This window comes from Rhizobium binae (assembly GCF_017357225.1).
Classification (GTDB): Bacteria; Pseudomonadota; Alphaproteobacteria; order Rhizobiales; family Rhizobiaceae; genus Rhizobium; species Rhizobium binae.
The window spans coordinates 1,607,014-1,628,553 of sequence record NZ_CP071604.1; the positions used below are offsets into that span (position 1 = coordinate 1,607,014).

Annotated in this window: 23 protein-coding genes; 15 read left to right on the plus strand and 8 right to left on the minus strand. The window is 59.4% G+C overall.

The annotated features are described in order from the left end of the window. Window positions 1-3 precede the first annotated feature (3 nt). Window positions 4-1,347, plus strand: a complete 1,344-nt coding sequence (gene ribD / locus J2J99_RS07770) for a bifunctional diaminohydroxyphosphoribosylaminopyrimidine deaminase/5-amino-6-(5-phosphoribosylamino)uracil reductase RibD (RefSeq protein WP_168294588.1) — start codon at window positions 4-6, stop codon at window positions 1,345-1,347. Beyond that, window positions 1,347-1,958: a riboflavin synthase gene (locus tag J2J99_RS07775; protein WP_168294589.1), complete on the plus strand. Its 612-nt coding sequence runs from the start codon at window positions 1,347-1,349 to the stop codon at window positions 1,956-1,958. Before ribD ends, J2J99_RS07775 begins: the two co-directional genes overlap by 1 nt. A 52-nt stretch (window positions 1,959-2,010) precedes the next feature. Here J2J99_RS07775 and rfbA read toward each other — a convergent pair whose 3' ends face one another. The 5 genes from rfbA to J2J99_RS07800 are packed head-to-tail and all read right to left on the minus strand — an operon-like array spanning window position 2,011 to window position 7,405. Further along, window positions 2,011-2,880: a glucose-1-phosphate thymidylyltransferase RfbA gene (gene rfbA / locus J2J99_RS07780; RefSeq protein WP_168294590.1), complete on the minus strand. Its 870-nt coding sequence runs from the start codon at window positions 2,878-2,880 to the stop codon at window positions 2,011-2,013. Window positions 2,881-2,889: 9 nt separating this feature from the next. Further along, window positions 2,890-3,777, minus strand: coding sequence for a dTDP-4-dehydrorhamnose reductase (rfbD, locus tag J2J99_RS07785; RefSeq protein ID WP_168294591.1), 888 nt, complete (start codon window positions 3,775-3,777; stop codon window positions 2,890-2,892). A 3-nt stretch (window positions 3,778-3,780) separates the two neighbouring features. Further along, the gene (rfbB, locus tag J2J99_RS07790) at window positions 3,781-4,836 is read right to left on the minus strand and encodes a dTDP-glucose 4,6-dehydratase (protein ID WP_168294592.1); all 1,056 of its coding nucleotides are present in this window, start codon (window positions 4,834-4,836) and stop codon (window positions 3,781-3,783) included. A 6-nt stretch (window positions 4,837-4,842) separates the two neighbouring features. Then, window positions 4,843-5,421 carry a dTDP-4-dehydrorhamnose 3,5-epimerase gene (rfbC, locus tag J2J99_RS07795; protein ID WP_168294593.1) on the minus strand — a complete coding sequence of 193 codons (579 nt, stop codon included), beginning with the start codon at window positions 5,419-5,421 and terminating at the stop codon, window positions 4,843-4,845. Beyond that, complete coding sequence (locus J2J99_RS07800; protein ID WP_168294594.1) at window positions 5,411-7,405, minus strand: CgeB family protein; 1,995 nt, start codon at window positions 7,403-7,405, stop codon at window positions 5,411-5,413. The genes rfbC and J2J99_RS07800 overlap by 11 nt, the downstream gene beginning before the upstream one ends. A gap of 196 nt (window positions 7,406-7,601) precedes the next feature. On the opposite strand from J2J99_RS07800, the gene J2J99_RS07805 reads away from it, so the two are divergent. The 7 genes from J2J99_RS07805 to J2J99_RS07835 are packed head-to-tail and all read left to right on the plus strand — an operon-like array spanning window position 7,602 to window position 13,536. Further along, on the plus strand, window positions 7,602-8,708 hold the full coding sequence (locus tag J2J99_RS07805) for a DegT/DnrJ/EryC1/StrS family aminotransferase (protein WP_168294595.1): 1,107 nt from the start codon (window positions 7,602-7,604) through the stop codon (window positions 8,706-8,708). A gap of 11 nt (window positions 8,709-8,719) precedes the next feature. Then, entirely contained in the window at window positions 8,720-9,424 is a 705-nt protein-coding gene (locus J2J99_RS07810; RefSeq protein WP_168294596.1) for a WbqC family protein, read from the plus strand. A gap of 56 nt (window positions 9,425-9,480) precedes the next feature. After that, a complete protein-coding gene (locus tag J2J99_RS07815) occupies window positions 9,481-10,449 on the plus strand; it encodes a glycoside hydrolase family protein (RefSeq protein ID WP_168294597.1) in 969 nt (322 codons plus the stop codon). Then, on the plus strand, window positions 10,446-11,417 hold the full coding sequence (locus J2J99_RS07820; RefSeq protein ID WP_168294598.1) for a glycoside hydrolase family protein: 972 nt from the start codon (window positions 10,446-10,448) through the stop codon (window positions 11,415-11,417). The genes J2J99_RS07815 and J2J99_RS07820 overlap by 4 nt, the downstream gene beginning before the upstream one ends. Then, complete coding sequence (locus J2J99_RS07825) at window positions 11,414-11,857, plus strand: GNAT family N-acetyltransferase (RefSeq protein ID WP_168294599.1); 444 nt, start codon at window positions 11,414-11,416, stop codon at window positions 11,855-11,857. Before J2J99_RS07820 ends, J2J99_RS07825 begins: the two co-directional genes overlap by 4 nt. 3 nt (window positions 11,858-11,860) lie before the next feature. Next, complete coding sequence (locus J2J99_RS07830) at window positions 11,861-12,613, plus strand: class I SAM-dependent methyltransferase (protein ID WP_168294600.1); 753 nt, start codon at window positions 11,861-11,863, stop codon at window positions 12,611-12,613. Window positions 12,614-12,657: 44 nt separating this feature from the next. Continuing rightward, window positions 12,658-13,536 (plus strand): glycosyltransferase family 2 protein, encoded by an 879-nt coding sequence (locus J2J99_RS07835; protein WP_168294601.1) that lies wholly within the window; start codon window positions 12,658-12,660, stop codon window positions 13,534-13,536. A gap of 92 nt (window positions 13,537-13,628) precedes the next feature. On the opposite strand, the gene J2J99_RS07840 is transcribed toward J2J99_RS07835, so the two are convergent. Both J2J99_RS07840 and J2J99_RS07845 read right to left on the minus strand, forming a co-directional pair. After that, window positions 13,629-14,144 carry a GNAT family N-acetyltransferase gene (locus J2J99_RS07840; RefSeq protein ID WP_168294602.1) on the minus strand — a complete coding sequence of 172 codons (516 nt, stop codon included), beginning with the start codon at window positions 14,142-14,144 and terminating at the stop codon, window positions 13,629-13,631. 25 nt (window positions 14,145-14,169) lie between these two features. Further along, window positions 14,170-14,673, minus strand: a complete 504-nt coding sequence (locus J2J99_RS07845) for a cupin domain-containing protein (protein WP_168294603.1) — start codon at window positions 14,671-14,673, stop codon at window positions 14,170-14,172. A gap of 463 nt (window positions 14,674-15,136) precedes the next feature. Here J2J99_RS07845 and ribH point away from each other — a divergent pair, with 463 nt between their 5' ends. From ribH to J2J99_RS07860, 3 genes are all read left to right on the plus strand, one after another. After that, window positions 15,137-15,592, plus strand: coding sequence for a 6,7-dimethyl-8-ribityllumazine synthase (gene ribH, locus J2J99_RS07850; RefSeq protein ID WP_004674116.1), 456 nt, complete (start codon window positions 15,137-15,139; stop codon window positions 15,590-15,592). A 3-nt stretch (window positions 15,593-15,595) separates the two neighbouring features. Further along, on the plus strand, window positions 15,596-16,078 hold the full coding sequence (gene nusB / locus J2J99_RS07855) for a transcription antitermination factor NusB (RefSeq protein WP_004674117.1): 483 nt from the start codon (window positions 15,596-15,598) through the stop codon (window positions 16,076-16,078). 199 nt (window positions 16,079-16,277) lie between these two features. After that, window positions 16,278-18,416: a sodium-translocating pyrophosphatase gene (locus tag J2J99_RS07860; RefSeq protein ID WP_168294604.1), complete on the plus strand. Its 2,139-nt coding sequence runs from the start codon at window positions 16,278-16,280 to the stop codon at window positions 18,414-18,416. A 93-nt stretch (window positions 18,417-18,509) separates the two neighbouring features. Here J2J99_RS07860 and J2J99_RS07865 read toward each other — a convergent pair whose 3' ends face one another. Then, window positions 18,510-19,043 carry an outer membrane protein assembly factor BamE gene (locus J2J99_RS07865; RefSeq protein WP_168294605.1) on the minus strand — a complete coding sequence of 178 codons (534 nt, stop codon included), beginning with the start codon at window positions 19,041-19,043 and terminating at the stop codon, window positions 18,510-18,512. Window positions 19,044-19,228: 185 nt separating this feature from the next. On the opposite strand from J2J99_RS07865, the gene J2J99_RS07870 reads away from it, so the two are divergent. From J2J99_RS07870 to plsX, 3 genes are all read left to right on the plus strand, one after another. After that, the gene (locus tag J2J99_RS07870) at window positions 19,229-19,822 is read left to right on the plus strand and encodes a ubiquinol-cytochrome C chaperone family protein (protein ID WP_168294606.1); all 594 of its coding nucleotides are present in this window, start codon (window positions 19,229-19,231) and stop codon (window positions 19,820-19,822) included. Between the two features lie 11 nt (window positions 19,823-19,833). Then, entirely contained in the window at window positions 19,834-20,388 is a 555-nt protein-coding gene (locus J2J99_RS07875) for a YceD family protein (RefSeq protein WP_168294607.1), read from the plus strand. A 99-nt stretch (window positions 20,389-20,487) separates the two neighbouring features. Beyond that, window positions 20,488-21,534, plus strand: coding sequence for a phosphate acyltransferase PlsX (gene plsX, locus J2J99_RS07880; RefSeq protein ID WP_168294608.1), 1,047 nt, complete (start codon window positions 20,488-20,490; stop codon window positions 21,532-21,534). Window positions 21,535-21,540 lie beyond the last annotated feature (6 nt).

Here is a 21,540-nt window from a genome sequence, read left to right on the forward strand (position 1 = left end):
GCCATGAGCGTCGCGCCGGATGACGAAGGTTTCATGGCGGCGGCGATCCGCCTGTCGCGCCGGCATCTCGGCCGCACCGCCACCAACCCTTCCGTCGGCTGCCTGATCGTCAAGGAGGGCGTCGTCGTCGGCCAAGCGGTCACCGCCCTCGGCGGCCGCCCGCACGCCGAGCCGCAGGCGCTCGCCGAAGCCGGCGAGGCTGCCCGCGGCGCCACCGCCTATGTAACACTCGAACCCTGCTCGCATCACGGCAAGACACCGCCCTGCGCCGAGGCGTTGATCGCCTCTGGTGTGGCCCGCGTCGTCATCAGCGTCACCGATCCCGATCCGCGGGTTTCGGGACGCGGCATCGCGATGTTGCGCGATGCAGGAATCGAGGTCGATTCCGGCGTGCTGGAAGCCGAGGGCCGACGTTCGCTGGCTGGCTATCTCACCCGCCAGACGAAGAACCGGCCTTATGTGACTCTCAAGCTTGCCATTTCCGCCGATGGCATGATCGGCCGCGCGGGGGAGGGCCAAGTGGCGATAACCGGCCCGGAGGCTCGCGCCGAGGTGCAGGCGCTGCGCGCCGAAACCGATGCGATCCTCGTCGGCATCGGCACGGCGATATCGGACGATCCGCTGCTGACGGTGCGTGCGCCGGGGCTCGAAGCGCAGTCGCCGATCCGTGTCGTGCTCGATCCGTCTTTGGCGTTGCCGCTGACGAGCAGGCTGGTTGCCACGGCGCGCGAAGTGCCGGTCATCTTGATTGCGAGCGAGGACATGTCGCCCTTGGTGGCGGATGCGGAGGGTTTACCCCCCTCTGCCCTGCAGGAGCACCAGGCTCGAGCCACGGGGCTCGACCCGTCCTTTGGCCGCCCCACAACGGGAGAGATCGGCGAGGGGCGCGATCAGAATTCTCAGGCTGACTCGTCATCACCGGCAACTGAGGATGTTGGGCAGGGAGCTATCCCCCAGCCAACCTCTCTCCTTGTGGGGGAGATGCCCGGCAGGGCAGAAGGGGGTGCCCCGCCCACCGACGCTGACATAGATTCCCGCCGCGCCGCACTGGAGGCCGCGGGTGTCGAGATCGTCTACTGTAATCCCTATCACCCGGAAGTCCTGCTGCCAGCCTTGGCAACACGCGGCATTTCCTCGCTTCTGGTCGAAGGCGGTGCCAAGACGGCGCGGCTTTTCCTTGAAGCCGGTCTCGTCGACCGCATCCAGCTCTATCAGGCGCCGGTCGTCATCGGCGAGCGCGGTATTGAATCCCCGTTGCAGGCAACCGACATACCATCCGGTTTTACCCATGTGGGCACGCTGATCTTCGGCGCTGATCGCCTGGACGAATACGAAAGAGGGCTTTGATGTTTACGGGAATAGTCACCGATGTCGGCACGGTCGAATCCGTTTCCCCCTTGAAGGAAGGCATCCGGCTGCGGGTCGCAACCGCCTATGATCCTGCCACCATCGATATGGGCGCCTCCATCTCGCATTCCGGCATCTGCCTCACCGTGACCGGCCTGCCGCAGGAAGGCAGCAATGGCCGCTGGTTCGAGGTCGAGGCCTGGGAGGAAGCACTGCGGCTGACGACGATCGGCACCTGGCAGGAGGGCAGCCGCATCAATCTCGAACGGTCGCTGAAGATCGGCGACGAACTCGGCGGCCATATCGTTTCCGGCCATGTCGACGGCAAGGCGGAGATACTCTCGGTGTCATCGGAAGGCGACGCTACGCGTTACCGCCTGCGCGCACCCGAACATCTGGCGAAATTCGTCGCCCCCAAGGGGTCGATCGCGCTCGATGGCACGTCGCTGACGGTCAACGCGGTCGATGGCACGGATTTCGACGTCCTGCTCATTCGCCACACGCTCGAGGTCACCACCTGGGGCGACCGCAAGGCCGGCGATTTCGTCAATTTCGAAGTCGACACCATGGCGCGTTACGCTGCCCGGCTGGCGGAGTTCCCGACCCCGTGAGTTCCAAACCCTGTACGGGTTTCCTGCTGGCGGGGCTGGCCGGCCAGATAGCTCACCAAACCGGGGAGAGTTTCGTCAGATACTGGCCGTAGGCGCTCTTGCCGAGCTTCTCTGCCAGCTTGGCGAGGTCGTCCTGCGAGATGTAGCCCATGCGCCAGGCGACTTCTTCGGGGCAGGCAATCTTGAACCCCTGGCGCTTCTCCAGCGTACTGACGAAACCTGCGGCATCGTGCAGGCTGTCAGGCGTGCCGGTGTCGAGCCAGGCATAGCCTCGGCCCATCAGCTCCACGAAAAGCTGGCCGCGCTCGAGATAGACGCGGTTGACATCGGTGATTTCCAATTCGCCGCGCGGCGACGGCTTCAGATTGGCGGCGATATCAACGACTTGCTGGTCGTAGAAATAGAGGCCGGTCACCGCCCAGTTCGATTTTGGCGCCTTCGGCTTCTCCTCGATCGACAGCGCATTCATCCTTTCGTCAAAGCCGACAACGCCATAGCGTTCCGGGTCGGTGACGTGATAGGCGAACACCGTCGCACCTTCCCGCCGGCTCGTGCCGGATTTCATGATTTCCGGCAGTCCGTGCCCGTAGAAGATGTTGTCGCCTAGAACCAGTGCAGAGCTGTCGCCATGCACGAAGTCGGCGCCGATGATGAAGGCCTGGGCGAGGCCGTCCGGGCTCGGCTGTACGGCATAGGTCAGCGAAATTCCCCATTGCGAACCGTCGCCGAGAAGGCGTTTGAAGGCTTCGACGTCGTGGGGCGTGGTGATGATCAACAGCTCCCGGATGCCGGCGAGCATGAGCGTCGTCAGCGGATAGTAGATCATCGGCTTGTCGTAGACCGGCATCAACTGTTTCGAGACGGCCTGCGTGATCGGATGCAGACGTGTGCCCGTACCGCCGGCGAGAATAATTCCCTTCATGCTTTCTCCTTAGAGACCTTTATACAAAAGCTCTTGCATGACAATCGTCATGGACTGCTTCCACTCCGGGAGCCGGATTCCATAGGTTCTGGCGAGCTTGTCGCCGTTGAGGCGTGAATTGGCGGGCCGCTTGGCCGGTGTCGGATAGCCCGCCGTCGCGATGCGCTCGACGCCGACGTTTTTGCCGCCGGACTTAAGGAGCGCCGCGAATATCGCTTCGGCGAAATCCGCCCAGCTTGCTTCGCCGCTGCCGGTCAGGTGAAAGGTGCCGCGGAGCGATGGCGCAGGATCCGCGACGAGACGGGTTGCGATCGCGAGAATCGCGTCGGCGATGTCGAGTGCCGAGGTCGGGCATCCTCTCTGATCGGCGACGACGCGAAGTTGATCGCGCGTCTCGGAAAGCCGCAGCATCGTTTTCAGGAAATTGGCGCCAAAGGGCGAATAGACCCAGGCGGTGCGCAAGATGACGTGGTTGGGGTTCGCCGCCGCGACGGCCTTCTCGCCGGCGAGTTTCGAACGCCCATAGACGGAGATCGGCGCCGTCGCATCCTCTTCGGAATATGCCGAGGCCTTGTCGCCGCTGAAGACGTAGTCCGTCGAAATATGGATCACCGGGACCCCGATCCGCGCGGCAGCCTCGGCAACCGCCCCGGCGCCGGCCGCGTTGACGGAGAAAGCAAGCTCGGCTTCGCTCTCGGCCTTGTCCACCGCCGTATAGGCGGCGGCCGAGACGATGACATCAGGGCGCAGAGCCGAGAAGGCGGCTGTGACGCTTGCAGGATCCGAAAGGTCCATTTCCGGCCGGCCGACCGCGCTGATTTCGACACCCGTTTCGGCGCCGCGTCTGAGCAGCGACTGAACAACCTGGCCCTGTTTGCCGGTGACGGCTATGCGCATCGGTTACTGTCCCTTGAAAACGCCGAGGCGTTCGCCGGAATAGACGTTTTCGCGTAGCGGCCTCCACCACCATTCGTTTTCCAAGTACCAGTGCACGGTCTTCTCGATGCCGGTCTCGAAGGTCTCTTGCGCCTTCCAGCCGAGTTCGCTTTCCAGTTTCGAGGCATCGATCGCGTAGCGTGCGTCGTGTCCGGGGCGGTCCGTGACGTTGGTGATCAGGCGCGCATGCGGTGCCTTGTCGCTATAGACAGCGTCGAGAATAGCGCAGATGCGATTGACGACATCGATGTTTCGGCGCTCATTGCGACCTCCCACATTGTATTTTTCGCCCAGGCGCCCTCTGGATGCGATCGTGAAGAGCGCGCGGGCGTGGTCTTCGACATAGAGCCAGTCGCGAACATTCGCACCGTTGCCGTAAACCGGAAGAGGCTTGCCCTCCAGTGCGTTCAGGATCATCAGCGGAATGAGCTTTTCCGGGAAATGGAACGGGCCGTAGTTGTTGGAGCAATTGGAGACGACGACGGGCAGGCCGTAGGTGCGGTGCCAGGCAATCGCCAGATGGTCGCTCGCGGCCTTAGAGGCGGAGTAGGGCGAGGACGGATCGTAAGGCGTCGTCTCCGCGAAGAGGCCCTCGTCGCCGAGCGAGCCGTAGACCTCGTCCGTCGAGACGTGCAGAAAGCGGAAGGCGCTCTTGCGGTGAGCGTCGAGCCCATCCCAATAGTGTCGTGCGGCATCCAGCAGACTGAATGTCCCGACGATGTTGGTCTGAATGAAATCGGCCGCGCCCGAGATCGAGCGGTCGACATGGCTCTCGGCCGCAAGATGCATGACGATATCGGGGCGGAAGGACGCGAATGCTTCCGGCATCCTGGCGCGGTCGCAGATGTCGGCGTGCAGGAATTGATAGTTCGGCGCCGATTCGACGGACTTCAGCGAGGCCCGGTTGCCGGCATAAGTCAGCGCGTCGACATTCAGCACCTCAGCGCCGATCTCGCTGACGAGATGGCGCACCAATGCCGATCCGATGAAGCCCGCTCCGCCCGTAACCAGTATGCGCATCGTCGATCAATCCTGGGGTTGCTGTGTTGAATAGGAAAAATGGCTTGGCAGATCGGCGAGCCGCGGCAGCGTCTTGTCCTTGTCTGAAGATACCATGTCTCTCTCGTCGAAGGGCCAACGAATGCCGATCGCCGGATCGTTCCATGCGATGCCCCGATCGTGCTGCGGGCTGTAGGGCGCGGTTACCTTGTAGCTGATGACGCTGTTCGGCTCGATCGTTGCGAATCCGTGGGCGAAACCAGGCGGTATCCAGAGCTGCTTGCCGGTGTCCGGCGAGAGCTCCTGCGAGAGCCATTCGCCGTAGCTCGGGGATCCCACGCGGATATCGACGACGACATCCATGATCCGGCCGGCAAGGCAGCGCACCAGCTTGCCCTGGGCGAAGGGCGGGATCTGGAAGTGAAGCCCCCGGACGGTGCCAGCCTGCGCCGAAAGCGATTCATTGTCCTGGACGAACGTGACGTCGGCCACATTTTCCCGGAACCAGGCATCCTTGAATACCTCGGAGAAGTAGCCGCGGTGATCGCCGAAGCGTGGTGGAGTAATTGCAACAATGCCCTCGAGGGCCGCGGTCTCAATGCGCATGACTTACCTTTTCTGCGGCCTTCATAACGCTCATCAGCATCTCCGCCTGCGAGCGGCTCCGAATGGCCTCGAGGCCTTTCGCGGCAATGGCATCGCGCTCGTCGGCATCTGCAATCAGCTTGTAGCAGCGCTCGATCATGTTGTCATAGGGCTCAATTGCCAAGCCGCCGATGAAGGGCTGGAGGTCTGGATCGCGGATGTCGCCTTCCGTCAGCACGCAGACCCGATTGGCGAGCAGATAGGAAATGCGGACGATCTCGAAGACGCCGCTCGCATAGTGATGGATGTTGATGACGATTTTGGCACGGGCAATCGCTGCATCGCGTTCCCTGCCATAGATGTTGAAGAGATGCGCGACCTTGAGCCCGCCGTCCTTCAGCGTCTTCAGGATATGATGGCGGCGTTCGTTCATCGAGCCGTAAAAGAGCACGTCGATATCCTTGACCGGGGCGTGCTGAATCTGGCTCAGGCAGCGGCTGTAACCGATTTCGAGCACACCGGCGTGATCGATCCCCTTGGCGGCAAGATTTTCACGGTTGCGCGGGCTGTAGTCGAGCACCGGCATCGCCCTCAGGATCGACGTATAGCGCGAATTGATCCAGCTGCTTTCTTCGGACACCTGCTCGAGGTTGATGATGACGCTGTCTTTCGGCAGATGGTCGACGATCTCAGTGGGGAGAAGATTGCCACCGTAGATGATCGGCGCACGGCCGGCGAATGCGCTCATATCGCGGACGATCGGTGCCGAGCCGCCGAGTTCTTCGAAGGCGCCTTGCAGGCCGAGCGCGACTTCGTCGAAGGCGTGGCTGTGATTGTAGTTTTCGGGCGTCACGATCCAGATGCAATGACGGTCCTTGTGTGCCTGCCATCCGCCGCTAAAGGGCTGCAACGAGTTGCCGGGCGGCTGCTCGATTTTCGGTGCGGCTGGTATAGCGGGCCTTTCCGTCCGTGCCGGCTGCTGCTGCATCTGAGAGGCGCCCGAGGCCTGCGGAGCATAGGCGCGCATCAATTCGCGTCCGCCGATGAACTGGCCGCGCGGCATCCAGCCGGGCGGGTCATCAGCCATCCAGATCAGATGCGGCTGCTTGACGAGCGGCTGGCGGCCTTCCTGCCACGAGGTCAGGAGAGCCTCGTCACGGCTCTTCAGAAAGGCTTCCTTGGCGGCGAAGAGGCCATGCAGCATCCGGCCGAGGCGGGTCCCGAACTTCCATTCGAAATCGGCAAGAGCCGGTACGAAGGCGGCGATTTTCAATCCGGAGGCGGCAGCCTGCTGGACATAAAGCCCGAGCAGGCGCTCGATCACGAAGGGGCGCATCTTCGCGTTGGCATCGCGCGAATAGTGAGCCGTACCGGCATAGGCGGTGCCGGCCGGCGTGCCGACGCGCGCTTGATGTTCCAGCGATTCGAGGATGCGTTCGCAGAAAGCGAAATAGCCGGACCAGAATTTCCGGTTGCCGCAGAAATAGTTGCAGAACGCGAAGGCAGTCTTGTCCTGCGGCGGCGCGATCGGATAGCCCAGCTCTTGGATATGCAGGAAGATCGGCTCCATGCCGGGATGGCCGCCTAGCAGTGAATGCTCCCAGACGTTGCTGTAGATCGCCGCGTGGCCGATCAGCGGATTGTAAAGATAGGCATCCGCACCCTCCGCCCGGGCCTCTGCCGCCTCGGTGACGAAGGACGGGAAGCTTGTTACCGACTTCATCTCGAATTTGCTCGAAAGCAGCCCCCAGAATACGTCGTCGCCGAGGCCGATTGCCTCGTGATGCTGATGCAGGGTGAGGAAAAGTTCATATTCGCGGGTCGTCGCCTGCGTATTGAACGAGATGTCGAACGGCATGGCCGCCGCATCGATCTGGCTGCGCTGCAAAGGATCGAGATAGGGTTGGTAGATAATCACGGATCCTGTGCCGGCCGCTTTCTCCGTGAGAAGCGCCAGATCAGGAAGACCGGCCGGCAAGGAAGAAATGGGCTGATTGATCGTCAAGGTATTGTCCTTCGCGCGTGGCCGCCGTCTTCGTACTTCACGAAACAGCATTCGGGCTGGTTCGGGTGTCGACTATTGGACGTGAAGCTTGCGCCACACTGTTGGCAGGAATTTCGCTGGTCAGCTTGGGAACAGGTTAAGCCGCAATGTTCGTGCCAGGCCAACTGCGTGATAGTGCCTAACTTTGGACGGCGTCATGAAAAACGAAAAGATCTATGTAACGAAGCCCAGCCTGCCGCCGCTCGAAGAATTCATCCCTTCGCTGGAAGCTATCTGGAACAATCGCATCCTGACCAATGGCGGGCCATTCCACGAGCAACTGGAGCAGGAGCTCTGCAGCCATCTCGGCGTGAAGCACATCAGCCTGTTTTCCAACGCCACCGTTGCCTTGCTGACGGCGCTTCAGGCGCTCCGTGTCACGGGTGAAGTCATCACCACGCCTTACTCCTTCGTGGCCACTTCGCATTCGCTTCTCTGGAACGGGTTGAAGCCCGTCTTCGTCGACATCGATCCGGTGACGCTCAATCTCGATCCATCGAAGATCGAGGCGGCGATCACGCAGCAGACGACGGCGATCATGCCGGTGCATTGCTACGGCCACCCTTGCGATGTCGATTCGATCCAGAAGATCGCCGATCTCTACAATCTCAAGGTCATCTATGACGCCGCCCATGCCTTCGGCGTGGAAGACCAGCGAGGAAGTATTCTCAATCACGGTGACCTTTCCATCCTGAGTTTCCATGCGACAAAGGTTTTCAACACATTCGAAGGCGGGGCCATCATCTGCCCCGATATCAAGACGAAGACCCGAATCGACCAGCTGAAGAACTTCGGTTACGTCGATGAGGTGACTGTGGTGGCGCCGGGCACGAACGGCAAGATGAGCGAGTTCAATGCTGCGCTCGGCCTGCTGCAACTGAAATACATTAACTTCGCCCTTGAAAGGCGTGGGCTCATCGACGCCGCATACCGCGAGCGTCTGCGCGGCGTCGCGGGTATAGAATGTCTGCACCGTTCCGGCGAGACCGTCTCCAACTTCTCTTATTTCCCGATCCTCGTACGCCCTGACTATGCCATTTCGCGCGATGAGCTCTATGAGCTTCTGAAGGAAAACGGCATTCATCCGCGCCGTTATTTCTATCCGCTGATCTCAAGCTTTTCGATGTACCGCAGCCTGCCTTCCGCGCAGCCCGCGAATCTGCCGGTCGCAACCGAAGCCGCACAGCAGGTGCTCTGCCTTCCCATCTATCCCGACATGGAAATGGAGATCGTCGACAAGGTCTGCGCGATCATTGCTTCTTAGGGGTAGATGAAATGAAACTGGCTATCATGCAGCCGTACTTCTTTCCTTACATTGGCTATTTTCAGCTGATCAGTGCGGTCGATAAATTCATCGTCTACGACAATATCAAATACACAAAGAAGGGTTGGATTAACCGAAACCGCATGTTGCGCGACGGCCGGGACGCCACATTCTCTCTGCCGCTGAAGGCCGCGCCGGATAGTTTAGACGTGTGCGAACGCAGCCTGTCGCCAGACTTCGACCGCAACAAGCTGCTGAATCAAATTCAAGGCGCTTATCGACGCGCGCCCTTTTTTTCCAATGCTTTCCCGGTGCTCGAGCAGGCGATAGGCTTCCCCGACAACAATCTTTTTTTCTATATTTTCAACTCAATCAGAGAAGTCTGCGGCTATCTTGGGATCAGGACAGACTTCGCCGTTTCCTCTGAAATAGCGATAGATCACGATCTCAAGGCCCAGGAAAAGGTTTTGGCACTTTGCGAGAAAGCGGGCGCGGAGGTCTATGTGAATGCGATAGGGGGTATGGAACTTTACTCTCAAGACGCGTTTGCTGCGCGCGGTATGAAACTGAAATTCATCAAGTCGAAGTGTGTGGAATATCCTCAGTTCGGCGCTGGTTTCGTCCCCTGGCTGTCAATTGTGGATGTCATCATGTTCAATTCGGTGGAAGAGATTCGGAGGAATATGCTGGGTGCGTATGACCTCATTCAACCTTAGGTGCGGTCGAGTGGTTCCTTCCCGCGGTCTGCCAAGAAGAAAATATCGGTGAAGCAATGTTCAAATGGAAGAAGTTAGGCAAGGTCTTTACGCCGCAGGAGGTGACTGATCGTCCGTGGCTTAAGGAGTTTGCTCAAGCGCCTGCAACGCTGCTTTTCGACGATTTTGTGCGAATATACTTTTCCTGCCGTCCACCAGCAGATCAGGCGGGGCAATATGTGTCGCATTCTGCTTATATTGACGTTGATAGGGCTGACTTGTTTAAGATCGTACGGATCAGCGAACGTCCGGTCCTGGAATTGGGCGGCCTTGGCGAGTTCGATCAATTTGGTACCTATCCGATCTCCGTAGCGAGGGATGGTGACCTCATACGCGCTTACTATGCCGGCTGGACCCGATGCGAATCCGTGCCATTCAACGTCGGTATAGGATTGGCCCTGAGCACGGACGAAGGCCGGACCTTCTTCAAGGCGGGCAGGGGACCCGTCGTGCCGTACTCGCCGGATGAACCCTTCGTCCTGAGTGGTCCCAAGATTCGGCGTTTTAACGACCGATGGTACCTGTTCTATATCTCTGGTTCCAAGTGGATCATGGCCGACGGGCGTGCGGAGCCTGTGTACAAAATCCGTCTCGCCACCTCTGAAGATGGCGTGCACTGGTCGAAAGCGAACAGAGATCTAATCGAATCTGTCGTCGAGATTGATGAAGCGCAGGCCAGCCCCGATGTGATCTTTGCCGGCGGGCGCTACCACATGTTCTTCTGCTATCGCCACAGCACGAATTATCGCGGCAAAGAAAAAGGATACCGGATCGGCTACGCCTCGAGCAACGATCTGGTCAACTGGCAACGTGACGATAGCAAAGCGGGGCTGACGGTGTCCGACACAGGCTGGGATGAAGAGATGGTTAGTTACCCGCATGTCTTCGAGTTGGATGGCAAGACCTATATGGCCTATCTCGGCAATCAAGTCGGACGCAACGGCTTCGGCCTTGCTGTTCTCGATGGAAAGCTCGGTGACGCATGACCAAGATGCGATGGAAGAAACTGGGCAAGATCTTTGATCCCACGCAGCATCATCTGCCCGCAGGCTGCGTCGAGTTTGCGCAGTCGCCCCAGGCGCTCGTTTTCGATGACTTTATACGGATCTACTTCTCAACGCGCGCAACTGACGTGAACGGTAAATATCTCAGCCATGTCGCGTTCGTCGACATGGACAAGACTCTGGAGCGAGCCATTCGCGTTTCCGACAGGCCGGTTATTGAACTCGGTAAACTCGGTTGCTTTGACGAGCATGGCATCTTCCCGATTAATGTGATGCGACACGAAGGGAAGATCTACGGCTACACATGCGGCTGGAATCGAAGGGTCGCCGTCTCGGTCGACACGGCAATCGGGCTTGCCCTCAGTGACGACGACGGGATGTCGTTCAAGAGGATCGGCGATGGGCCGGTCTTGTCGGCGTCTCTCAAGGAGCCGTGCCTTGTCGGCGACGGCTTTGTGAAATTTATCGATGGCATCTTTCACATGTGGTACATTTTCGGGACTGGGTGGAAAGAATACTCCCCGGGCGCGCCTCCGGATCGCACTTATAAGATTGGTCATGCGACCTCACCAGACGGCGTCAATTGGCAGAAGGAGGAAGCCAGGCAGATCATACCGGATCGGCTTGGTGACGACGAGAGCCAAGCTCTGCCGACCGTCATCCGGATCGATGATCGATATCATATGTTCTTCTGCTATCGGCAATCGTCGGATTTTCGCACTAACAAGACACGCGGCTATCAAATCGGCCACGCCTATTCGCACGATCTGATCAACTGGTCACGCGATGACCTTGAATTGCGGATTGAAGGCACGGACGGCGAATGGGATTCCGATATGTTGTGCTATCCGCACGTCTTTGAGGCGGATGGGTCAATTTACCTCCTCTATAACGGAAATCAGTTTGGCCGGCATGGATTCGGCGCTGCAATATTGGAACGCGCTGCATGACGCCGGATTGGGGCCACAACCTCGCTTCGGCAAGCGACATCGCCCACCACTTGAATGAATGTGGAACTGTTTTCGCCGAGGGACTTCGCGCACGCGTGGACATCGACGCTTATGCGCTGAAAATCCTGCTCAATGCCGAGCGCTTTGAGGCATGGTCTGACGGTATGTTGATCGGGCTTCTGGCCATATATTGCAACAATCCCCAACAGACATCGGCATTCATTACGAATTTAAGTGTGTTTGAAGAATGGCGCGGCAGGGGGATAGCCGGAGCATTGCTTGAACGGAGCGTGGCTTTGGCCAGGCAGAAGGGGTTTGAAATCATACGGCTCGAGGTCGAGGCGAAAAACATGGCCGCCGTCACTGTCTATCGCAGACATGGGTTTGTGGTGCTGGATAGCGAACAGTCAATGCTGAGAATGAAGCGAGATTTGGGGTAGAAGATGGCTGAGAAGAAGCGCGATTATAACAGTGAAATCAAGGATGCTAGTGATCATCGCTACGCATACAACTTCGATTTTGACGTCATGCATCATTACATGCTGAAGTCTTTCATGCCCTTTTTTCGCTCGGGAAGCCTGCTTGAACTTGGAAGTTTCCGAGGCGATTTCACGAAAAGGATCGTTCCTTATTTCGACGATATCACCTGCGTCGAAGCCTCCGATGAGGCAATAGCCGTCGCGCAGAACGAACTGGGCGACGGCCTGACATTTATCAATGACGTGTTCGAAGACGTGAAGCTTCCCAAGCGCTATGACAATATCCTGCTGACACATGTTCTTGAGCATCTGGACGATCCGGTAGGCGTGCTGAAGCGCATCAATGACGAATGGCTGTCGGAAGGGGGAAGGCTCTTCCTGGTATGCCCGAATGCGAATGCGCCGTCCCGCCAGATCGCTGTCAAAATGGGTTTGATAAGCCACAATTCCGCAATCACAAAGGCGGAAGCTGAGCATGGTCACCGCATCACATATTCACTGGATACCCTGGAGCGCGATGCAAGATTGGCAGGATTGAACGTTGTGCATCGGTCCGGCGTTTTCTTCAAAGCTCTGGCAAATTTCCAGTGGGATCGCTTACTTCAGACGGACATCATTTCCAGTGAATATCTGGAGGGTTGCTATCAGCTGGGGCAGGTCTATCCGGATCTTTGCGCCAGCATCTTTCTCATGTGTGAAGCCGGCCGAGCGCAATAGGCTGCGCTTTCCCGAACTCAACTTATGAATTCCAAGGATGTCCGATGCCGCGCGTATCGATCTGTATTCCCGCATATAAGGCAGACTATTTCGAACTCTGCCTGCGAAGTGCATTGGCTCAAAGCTTCACCGATGTCGAAATACTGGTGTCGGATGATTGTCCGACTGATGAAATCCAAGCGATCTGCAGGAACTACGGCGGTTTTATCCAATACAGCCGCAATCCGAATCCCGGTCCCGAGAGCAATGTGCGCAGACTGGTGGAAATCGCGAGAGGCGAATACATCAAATTTCTGTTCGATGACGACGTGCTACACCCTTTCTGCATACAGTTCCTGCTAGAGGCGCTGGAGTCGACGCAGGAAAAAAATACGCGCCTTTCGTTTTCTCCTCGTTATTTGATTGACGGGAAAAATCATACTACCGGCTTCATTAACCACTTCAACGCTTCCGGAGACAGCCTCAAGATCGTTTCTGGCGACGACTTCTTGCGGTTGACGGCTCTCAACCATGTCAATTTAGTTGGAGAGTACACAACGGCTTTATTTCGGAAGGAGGACGCATTCGATAGCAATGGTCAATTCCGATTGTATAAGATGGAAGGCAATCTGTTTCCTGGCTTGATTGATTTGTCAGCCTGGGTGGAGCTGGCGCAGCTCGGCAATTTCGTCGTTCATCCTACACCGCTTTCCTATTTCAGGCGGCATGAGAACGCCACATCGAACCCAGAGGTCAACTGGAAATTCATTTATGCAATCACCTACTATGAGGACGTGCTAAATTTTGCCTTTGAAAAAGGCTATTTGCCGGCAAGCGACTTGCCTACCTCATATCGCAACCTGCTGAATATCTACCGGTACTGGCAGAATTCGTTCCCTCAGCTTGGAGCAAGAATTGCGCAAATTGAAGAGGCACTGATGTAAAGAAAGGTGGCACGCCCTCGGGCATTCGTAACTCCGCGTCCAGGAGCATCGGGCCGGGGCGGTTTGCGCTAAACTGCCGGTTCGGGGGCTCCCTACCGCGAAAGCTGAATGACCTCGCCACTATATTGCGCCCGCGCCGTCTCGCGGAAGCCAAGCTTGGCTGCGACTCTCAGCGACGCCGCGTTGTCGGGGCTGATGATGCAGCTCATTGCCTTTCCGGGAAATCGGACTTCTGCCCAGCCGATCAGGGCCGTCAGTGCCTCGGTGGCATAACCGCGGCCATGGGCGGCCGGCATCAGTGCCCAGCCGACCTCCATCGTTCCCTCGATTGGCGGCTCCATTTCGCGGCGGGCTTCGAGAAAACCGGCTTCACCGATGAACCGGCCGCTCGCCTTCTCGACGATCGCAAGAAAGCCGAAGCCCATGTGATGCCACATGCCGGCAATGCGCAGCATCCGGGCCCAACTCTGCTCACGCGTCGAGGGTGCTCCGCTGATGAAGCGGACGACGTCTTCGTTCGCCCACAACGCCGCATGCGCTTCGAAATCGTCGAGGCGGTGAGGGCGAAGCGTCAACCGCTCCGTTTCGAGCGTGGGAATGTGGGTCACATCAGGTCCTTCGGAAGCTGCGCCGTCAGGCGCCGGGTTCGCCGTCCCAGTAATCGAGTGGACTTTCCGCGCGTCCCATATGGCGGAATCGCCCGGGCTTTGCGCCATCTCTATTGGTCTTGGCGAGAAACTTGCCGGAATCGGGATATTCCACGATCTCGGTTTTCGCCATCGTCGAAATGCCGAGATAGACGAGGGGCGCCGTGCCGGTATTGATGATCTGGTGCGCCGTTTCCGGCCCGCCGGCCGGCGCCCCGAGCACGTCGCCGGCCTTGATCGCATGGCGCTCGTCGCCGAAGCGGTATTCGCCGATGCCCGCGATCACGTAGAACAGTTCGTCTTCGACATGGTGATTGTGGAAGGGGCAGCTCGATTTGCCCGACGGCACTTCGTTATAGCTGATGCCGAGGCCGGCCAGACCAAGAAGCCCGCCGAACGAGGCGTCGGCGCCTTCGTAGAAGTTACCCTGTTTCCAGTGATCGAGCGCGAGATCGGCGATATTGATCACCGCTTTCGGTTCCGTCGCCATGCTGTCCTCCTGTTGCAGGAGGAGAAACTATCATCTTGGCGGAAAATTCAATGCCCATCTGCACTGATCCAGGAAATCCCCCGGCATGGGCGGAGAGGAACGCCGCCCATGCTTCGAGGCCCGCGCTTCGGATGGAAGGCGTCGAGACGCTCTATCGTTGGCAATGCGCTGGAGGGATCGTCTGCGTCAGGACATGGAATTGGCGTTGTCCTCTTCGCGAGTCAATGAGCTAAGTCACTGAAAATCAGCTAAAAATACTTCATGAAAATTGCCTTCGAATTGCCGTTTTCCAGGCATCCCGGGAAGCTGGATCGAAAGGCTTACTCGGCAGTGCCGCTATCTCTCTGCCGATATTTCGTCTTTGGCGTTGCGGCATCAGGCGAAAGTGCTTGCCATTCTGATGAAGGCATGTTTTGACCGCGGCCTGCCGAGTGGAAAACGCCCCACAAACCGAAGGTGAACCATGCCGAGAGAGACCGCTCCCCATATTTTGATCGTTGAGGCCCGCTTCTACGACGACATGGCCGATGCGCTGCTCGAAGGCGCGACCTTTGCTCTGCAGGAGGCCGGCGCCACCTTTGAGGTCGTCACCGTTCCCGGCGCGCTGGAAATTCCGGCAGCGATTGCCATGTCGCTCGATGGAGACGACAATGGCGGCACACATTATGACGGCTATGTCGCCCTCGGCATGGTCATCCGCGGCGAGACCTATCACTTCGATATCGTATCGAACGAATCCTCGCGCGCATTGATGGATCTCGCGGTCAGCGAGTCCCTTGCCATCGGCAACGGCATCCTGACCGTGGAAAATGACGAACAGGCCTGGGCGCGCGCGCGCCGCTCGGACAAGGACAAAGGCGGATTTGCCGCTCGCGCAGCTCTGACGATGATCGAGCTGAAGCAGAAACTGGGTGCATGAAGAATGAGTGACGAGAAGACGGAACGGCCGGTCAAGACTGCGAACCAGCGGGGCGCTGCCCGTCTTGCTGCCGTTCAGGCGCTTTATCAGATGGATGTCGGCGGCACGGGCGTTCTGGAAATCGTGGCTGAATATGAGGCGCACCGCCTCGGCCAGGAAATCGACGGCGCGACCTACCTGAAGGCCGATGCCGGCTGGTTCCGCTCCATCGTCTCCGGCGTGGTGCGCGATCAGGTCCGCCTCGATCCGCTGATCGCTGCCGCGTTGCAGGATGATTGGGCGCTGTCGCGGCTTGACAGCACCGTGCGTGCGATTCTGCGCGCCGGCGTTTTCGAACTCCTTGACCGCAAGGACGTTCCGGTGGCGGTCATCGTCACCGAATATGTCGAAATCGCGCAGGCGTTTTTCGATGACGACGAGCCGAAGCTCGTCAATGCCGTGCTCGACCGCATCGCCAAGCAGGTTCGCGGCGAGGCGAAGAAGTAGGCTCTTAGCCCCCATACGATCTTCGCGATTTCTTTCTTCACGCCGCAATGGTTTTCGCCCGTTGCGGTCTTGACGCCACGTAATCGACCACGCAATCTCCGCACGGCTTAGCTGTAGCACTTCTGTGGAGAGGAAGGCGAGTCGGCGGCGTATTTGCCGGAGGAGGAGTGAACTCCGGCCTGTGGGAGGAAAGAGCGAAATGACCATTCTTTTATGGGTAATTGCATGCGGTCTGCTCTCGGTGGTCTATGCCGCCTGGGCAACCCGGTCGGTGCTTGCCGCCGATCAGGGCAATAGCCGGATGCAGGAGATCGCGGGTTATATCCGCGAAGGCGCTCAGGCCTATCTGACGCGCCAGTATCGCACCATTGCCCTTGTCGGCGTCGTCGTCTTCATTGCAGCCTGGCTGCTTCTTTCCGTCACGGCCGCGGTCGGTTTCCTGATCGGCGCCGTCCTGTCCGGTGCTGCCGGTTTCATCGGCATGCACGTCTCCGTTCGCGCCAACGTGCGCACCGCGCAGGCCGCGTCCGCCAGCCTCTCCGCCGGCCTCGACATTGCCTTCAAGTCGGGTGCGATCACCGGCATGCTGGTGGCGGGCCTCGCGCTGCTCGGCGTCTCCATCTACTATACCGTTTTGACCGTCGGGCTCGGCCATGAGAGTGGCTCGCGCGAAGTTATCGATGCGCTGGTGGCGCTCGGCTTCGGCGCGTCGCTGATCTCTATCTTCGCCCGTCTCGGCGGCGGCATCTTCACCAAGGGCGCCGATGTCGGCGGCGACCTCGTCGGAAAGGTGGAAGCCGGCATTCCCGAGGACGATCCGCGCAACCCGGCGACGATTGCCGATAACGTCGGCGATAATGTCGGCGACTGCGCCGGCATGGCTGCCGACCTCTTCGAGACCTATGCGGTCTCCGTCGTCGCCACCATGGTTCTCGCCGCGATCTTCTTTGCCGGCGCGCCGATCCTCCAGTCGGCGATGGTCTATCCGCTGGCGATCTGCGGCGCCTGCATCATCACCTCGATCATCGGCACCTTCTTCGTCAAGCTCGGTTCGAACGGCTCGATCATGGGCGCGCTCTACAAGGGCCTCATCGTCACCGGGCTGCTGTCGATCGTCGGTCTCGGCGCCGCGACCTCGCTGACCGTCGGCTGGGGTTCACTTGGCACGGTCGCCGGCGCCGACGTGACGGGCACCAACCTGTTCGTCTGCGGCCTTGTCGGGCTCGTCGTCACCGCGCTAATCGTCGTCATCACCGAATATTACACCGGCACCGGCAAGCGTCCGGTCGTTTCGATCGCCCAGTCGTCGGTGACCGGCCACGGCACCAACGTCATCCAGGGTCTGGCGGTCTCTCTGGAATCGACCGCTCTGCCGGCCATCGTCATCGTCGGCGGCATTCTCGCCACCTATCAGCTCGGTGGCCTTTTCGGCACCGGCATCGCGGTCACCGCCATGCTCGGCCTTGCCGGCATGATCGTTGCGCTCGATGCCTTCGGCCCGGTCACCGACAATGCCGGCGGCATCGCCGAAATGTCGCATCTGCCGCCCGAGGTGCGCAAGTCGACCGATGCGCTCGACGCCGTCGGCAACACCACCAAAGCGGTCACCAAGGGTTACGCAATCGGTTCGGCCGGCCTCGGCGCGCTGGTGCTCTTTGCCGCCTATGCCAATGATCTTAGATATTTCGCCGCCCACGGCGACCAGTATCCCTATTTCGCCAATATCGGCGAAATCTCCTTTGAGCTGTCGAACCCCTATGTCGTCGCCGGCCTGCTGTTCGGCGGCCTGATTCCGTATCTCTTCGGCGGCATCGCCATGACCGCCGTCGGGCGCGCCGCCGGCTCGATCGTCGAGGAGGTCCGCCGTCAGTTCAAGATGAAGCCCGGCATCATGCAGGGCACGGAAAAGCCGGATTACGGCAAGGCCGTCGACCTCCTGACCAAGGCGGCTATCCGTGAGATGATCATACCGTCGCTGCTGCCGGTACTGGCGCCGGTCGTCGTCTATTTCGGCGTGCTTCTGATCTCCGGCTCCAAGGCCTCGGCCTTTGCCGCGCTTGGCGCATCGCTGCTCGGCGTCATCATCAACGGCCTCTTCGTCGCCATCTCGATGACGTCCGGCGGTGGCGCCTGGGATAATGCCAAGAAAAGCTTCGAGGACGGCTTCGTCGACAAGGACGGCGTGCGTCACATGAAGGGTTCGGATGCACATAAGGCCTCCGTCACCGGTGATACCGTCGGCGATCCCTACAAGGACACAGCCGGCCCCGCCGTCAACCCGGCGATCAAGATCACCAATATCGTCGCGCTGCTGCTGCTGGCCGTTCTCGCCGGTTGATGGTCCAGGCACCGCGGTGCGCCGCGGATCCTACCCCGAACATAAAAAACCCGCCGCAGCGATCCGGCGGGTTTCTGTTGGAAATCAGTCCGATCAGCGCAGGCTGCTCGGATTTTGCGGCGTGCCGCCGGCCCCGCCGCCGAACAGGCTGCGGGCCGCGCTCGCGGCGCTGCCGCCGGAAAGCATCTGCTGCAGGAAGGTGAGTTCCTTGCCGCCGGTCGGCGTGACGCGCGAGATCGTATCGAAGACCTTGCCGTCCTGCAGCGTATAGTTGGCGCGGCGGGTGACGACGCCGTCCTTGTCGAAATAGATGGCCAGAACGGTCTGGTCGACGACTTTCAGCTTCTGGAAGGCGACGGCGCGCGTGCGGCGCTGCGAGATATAATAGAAAACCTCACCGTCGAAGGTCGCTGTCGTCGACGGCGTGCCGAGCGACAGCAGGACCTGCTCGCGGCTGGAGCCTTCCGGGACGAGATTGAGCGACTGCTGATCGACGACGTAGCCGCCGTTGAGCACGGTGCCGGTCTGGCAGCCAGAAAGAGCAGTGGTGGAGGCGATTATGAAGGCAATGGCCGCGTTGCTGAAGAATTTCATGTCAGACTTGAAATACCGTTTCTTCAACGACATCTACTCCCTTGAGTGTCGATAACAGCCGTTTGGGCCTTACACGCTTCCTCCTGCAAAACCATTGTGGCCATTCCGGGTCGAATGTCCCGAATTCATTCCGCCGACGCCTCGAAGGCGTCGTCCCGAAACCGGCCACGATCGGCATTGCAATTCGCGCCTGCTTCGGTAAACCAGCTTTCGAAATCATGCAACAAGGCCAGGCGCCAGCCGGCGTGAAGATTGAGGCATTTCCGGAAAAAACAATGATCTTCGGACGACTCTTCCGTAAGAAAAACAACAATCAGACGATTGTCGACCGGCAATATGCGGCGCTGACGGCCGCCGCGCGCATGCCTGATCTCTATGAGCGGCTCAACGTGCCGGATACGGTCATGGGCCGTTTCGAAATGCTGTCGATCGTGATGATTCTGTTTTTTCGCCGTACGCGCACCTCCGCCGTCAGCGGCCAGGAGATCGCCCAGGAGATCGTCGACGCCTTTTTCCAGGACATCGACTACTCGATCCGCGAACTCGGCATCGGCGATAACAGTGTGCCGAAACGCATGAAGAAACTCGCCGGCATGTTTTACGGCCGGCTCGAAGCCTATTCGAAGGCGATGGATGCCGGCGATCGCGAAGCGCTCGCGCTCGCCCTCCAGCGCAATATCTACCCCGAAAGTCCAGCGCCCGCCGATGTGTCCGGCTTGGCCGGCTGGATGATGGCGGCAGAAGCCCACTTGTCTGCCGTTCCGGAAGAGATGATTGCCAGCGGCGCAGCAACGCTGCCACCGGTTGTCTGAAGGAGGAAACGATGAAAAACGATCGGGACGCTGTTCCTTTCTCCTATCGCGTGAAGGTCGGCCATATCTCCGCCAACCCCGTCGAGGTCCATATCGAGGCCGACGCTAGCGAGTTGAAGGCGCTTGCCGAGGCCTGGAGCGTCGTCTCCGTCCAGGATCTGAGCGCCGACCTGCAGATTGCCCGCTGGAAGCGCGACGGGGTGCGCGTCAAGGGCCGGGTGCAGGCGAAGATCATCCAGTCCTGCGTCGTGACGCTGGAACCGGTCGAAGCCGCCATCGATGAAAGCTTCGAGCAGATCTTCGTGCCCGAGGGTTCCAAGCTTGCCCGCCAGCCCGGAAACGACGCCGGCGAAATGCTGCTCGATCCCGACGGTCCTGATCTGCCCGAGACCTTTGTCGGCGATACGATCGATGCCGGCGAGGTGGTCGCGGAGTTCGCCGCTCTTGCGATCGACCCCTATCCGCGCAAGCAGGGCGTCGAGTTCGAAGGTCACATCGAGGATAGCGGCGAGAACGACAAAAAGCCCTCCGCGTTCGCGGTTCTCAAGGACTGGAAAAAGGACTGAAGCCTCTCTGGCATTTGACACAATTCAGTTGTATGCGACGCCAAAACCGGTATTTTGGCCGAAATTTCGCCCCTCGGCGAAAAGAAGGATCAGGGACGCGTGATCAGAATATCTCTCGACCTCATGGGTGGCGACTTTGGTCCCCAGGTTGTCATCCCCGGCGCTGCCAAGGCGCTGGATCGGCATCCGGATATTTACTTCGTATTTTACGGTCTTAAGGAACAGTGCGATCCAGTTCTCGCCAAGTTTCCGAAACTTAAGGAAAAGTCGGTCTTTCACGATTGCGAGCTTGCGGTCAGCATGGAAGAGAAGCCGAGCCAGGCGCTGCGCCGCGGCCGCTATATCTCCACCATGTGGCGTTCGATCGAGGCGGTTAAGACGGGCGACGCCGATGTCGCGGTCTCGGCCGGCAATACCGGGGCGATGATGGCAATGGCGAAGTTCTGTCTTCGCACCATGGCCAATATCGAACGCCCGGCGATCGCGGCGATCTGGCCGACGCTGAAGGGTGAGAGCATCGTGCTCGATGTCGGCGCGACGATCGGCGCTGACGCGCAGCAGCTGATGGATTTCGCCCTGATGGGCGGCGCCATGGCGCGCGCGCTTTTTGAGATCGAACGTCCGACGATCGGCCTTCTGAATGTCGGCGTTGAAGAGGTGAAAGGCCAGGAGGAGGTCAAGGAGGCCGGCCGGCTGTTGCGCGAGGCGAACATCGATTCGCTCGAATATTCCGGCTTCGTCGAGGGCAACGACCTCGGCAAGGGTACGGTCGACGTCGTCGTCACCGAAGGATTCTCCGGCAATATCGCGCTCAAGACCGCCGAAGGCACGGCCAAGCAAATCGCCGAATATCTGCGTGCCGCCATGTCGCGCACGCTGCTCGCCCGCATCGGTTATCTCTTTGCCAAAGGCGCCTTCGACATGCTTCGCGAGAAACTCGATCCGAGCAAGGTCAACGGCGGCGTGTTTCTCGGCCTGAACGGCATCGTCATCAAAAGCCATGGCGGCGCCAATGCCGAAGGCATTGCCGCTGCGATCGAGGTCGGCTACGACATGGCCAAGAACGGCCTCAATCAGAAAATAGAAAACGATCTTAAGAAATATCATGCCAAGCGCCTGCCCCCGATGGGCCCGGAAGCGGCATGAGCGATG

Excerpts from the sequence above, each read along its gene's own strand:
- rfbD (WP_168294591.1), bottom strand. The coding sequence starts at position 3,777 with ATGCGCATAGCCGTCACCGGCAAACAGGGCCAGGTTGTTCAGTCGCTG.
- nusB (WP_004674117.1), top strand. The coding sequence starts at position 15,596 with ATGAGTGACGAGAAGACGGAACGGCCGGTCAAGACTGCGAACCAGCGG.
- J2J99_RS07810 (WP_168294596.1), top strand. The coding sequence starts at position 8,720 with ATGAAACTGGCTATCATGCAGCCGTACTTCTTTCCTTACATTGGCTAT.
- J2J99_RS07865 (WP_168294605.1), bottom strand. The coding sequence starts at position 19,043 with ATGTCGTTGAAGAAACGGTATTTCAAGTCTGACATGAAATTCTTCAGC.
- rfbC (WP_168294593.1), bottom strand. The coding sequence starts at position 5,421 with ATGCGCATTGAGACCGCGGCCCTCGAGGGCATTGTTGCAATTACTCCA.
- J2J99_RS07870 (WP_168294606.1), top strand. The coding sequence starts at position 19,229 with ATGCAACAAGGCCAGGCGCCAGCCGGCGTGAAGATTGAGGCATTTCCG.
- J2J99_RS07805 (WP_168294595.1), top strand. The coding sequence starts at position 7,602 with ATGAAAAACGAAAAGATCTATGTAACGAAGCCCAGCCTGCCGCCGCTC.
- J2J99_RS07860 (WP_168294604.1), top strand. The coding sequence starts at position 16,278 with ATGACCATTCTTTTATGGGTAATTGCATGCGGTCTGCTCTCGGTGGTC.
- rfbA (WP_168294590.1), bottom strand. The coding sequence starts at position 2,880 with ATGAAGGGAATTATTCTCGCCGGCGGTACGGGCACACGTCTGCATCCG.
- J2J99_RS07845 (WP_168294603.1), bottom strand. The coding sequence starts at position 14,673 with ATGGCGACGGAACCGAAAGCGGTGATCAATATCGCCGATCTCGCGCTC.
- rfbB (WP_168294592.1), bottom strand. The coding sequence starts at position 4,836 with ATGCGCATACTGGTTACGGGCGGAGCGGGCTTCATCGGATCGGCATTG.
- J2J99_RS07815 (WP_168294597.1), top strand. The coding sequence starts at position 9,481 with ATGTTCAAATGGAAGAAGTTAGGCAAGGTCTTTACGCCGCAGGAGGTG.
- ribH (WP_004674116.1), top strand. The coding sequence starts at position 15,137 with ATGCCGAGAGAGACCGCTCCCCATATTTTGATCGTTGAGGCCCGCTTC.
- J2J99_RS07775 (WP_168294589.1), top strand. The coding sequence starts at position 1,347 with ATGTTTACGGGAATAGTCACCGATGTCGGCACGGTCGAATCCGTTTCC.
- J2J99_RS07825 (WP_168294599.1), top strand. The coding sequence starts at position 11,414 with ATGACGCCGGATTGGGGCCACAACCTCGCTTCGGCAAGCGACATCGCC.
- J2J99_RS07875 (WP_168294607.1), top strand. The coding sequence starts at position 19,834 with ATGAAAAACGATCGGGACGCTGTTCCTTTCTCCTATCGCGTGAAGGTC.
- J2J99_RS07820 (WP_168294598.1), top strand. The coding sequence starts at position 10,446 with ATGACCAAGATGCGATGGAAGAAACTGGGCAAGATCTTTGATCCCACG.
- J2J99_RS07835 (WP_168294601.1), top strand. The coding sequence starts at position 12,658 with ATGCCGCGCGTATCGATCTGTATTCCCGCATATAAGGCAGACTATTTC.
- J2J99_RS07830 (WP_168294600.1), top strand. The coding sequence starts at position 11,861 with ATGGCTGAGAAGAAGCGCGATTATAACAGTGAAATCAAGGATGCTAGT.
- ribD (WP_168294588.1), top strand. The coding sequence starts at position 4 with ATGAGCGTCGCGCCGGATGACGAAGGTTTCATGGCGGCGGCGATCCGC.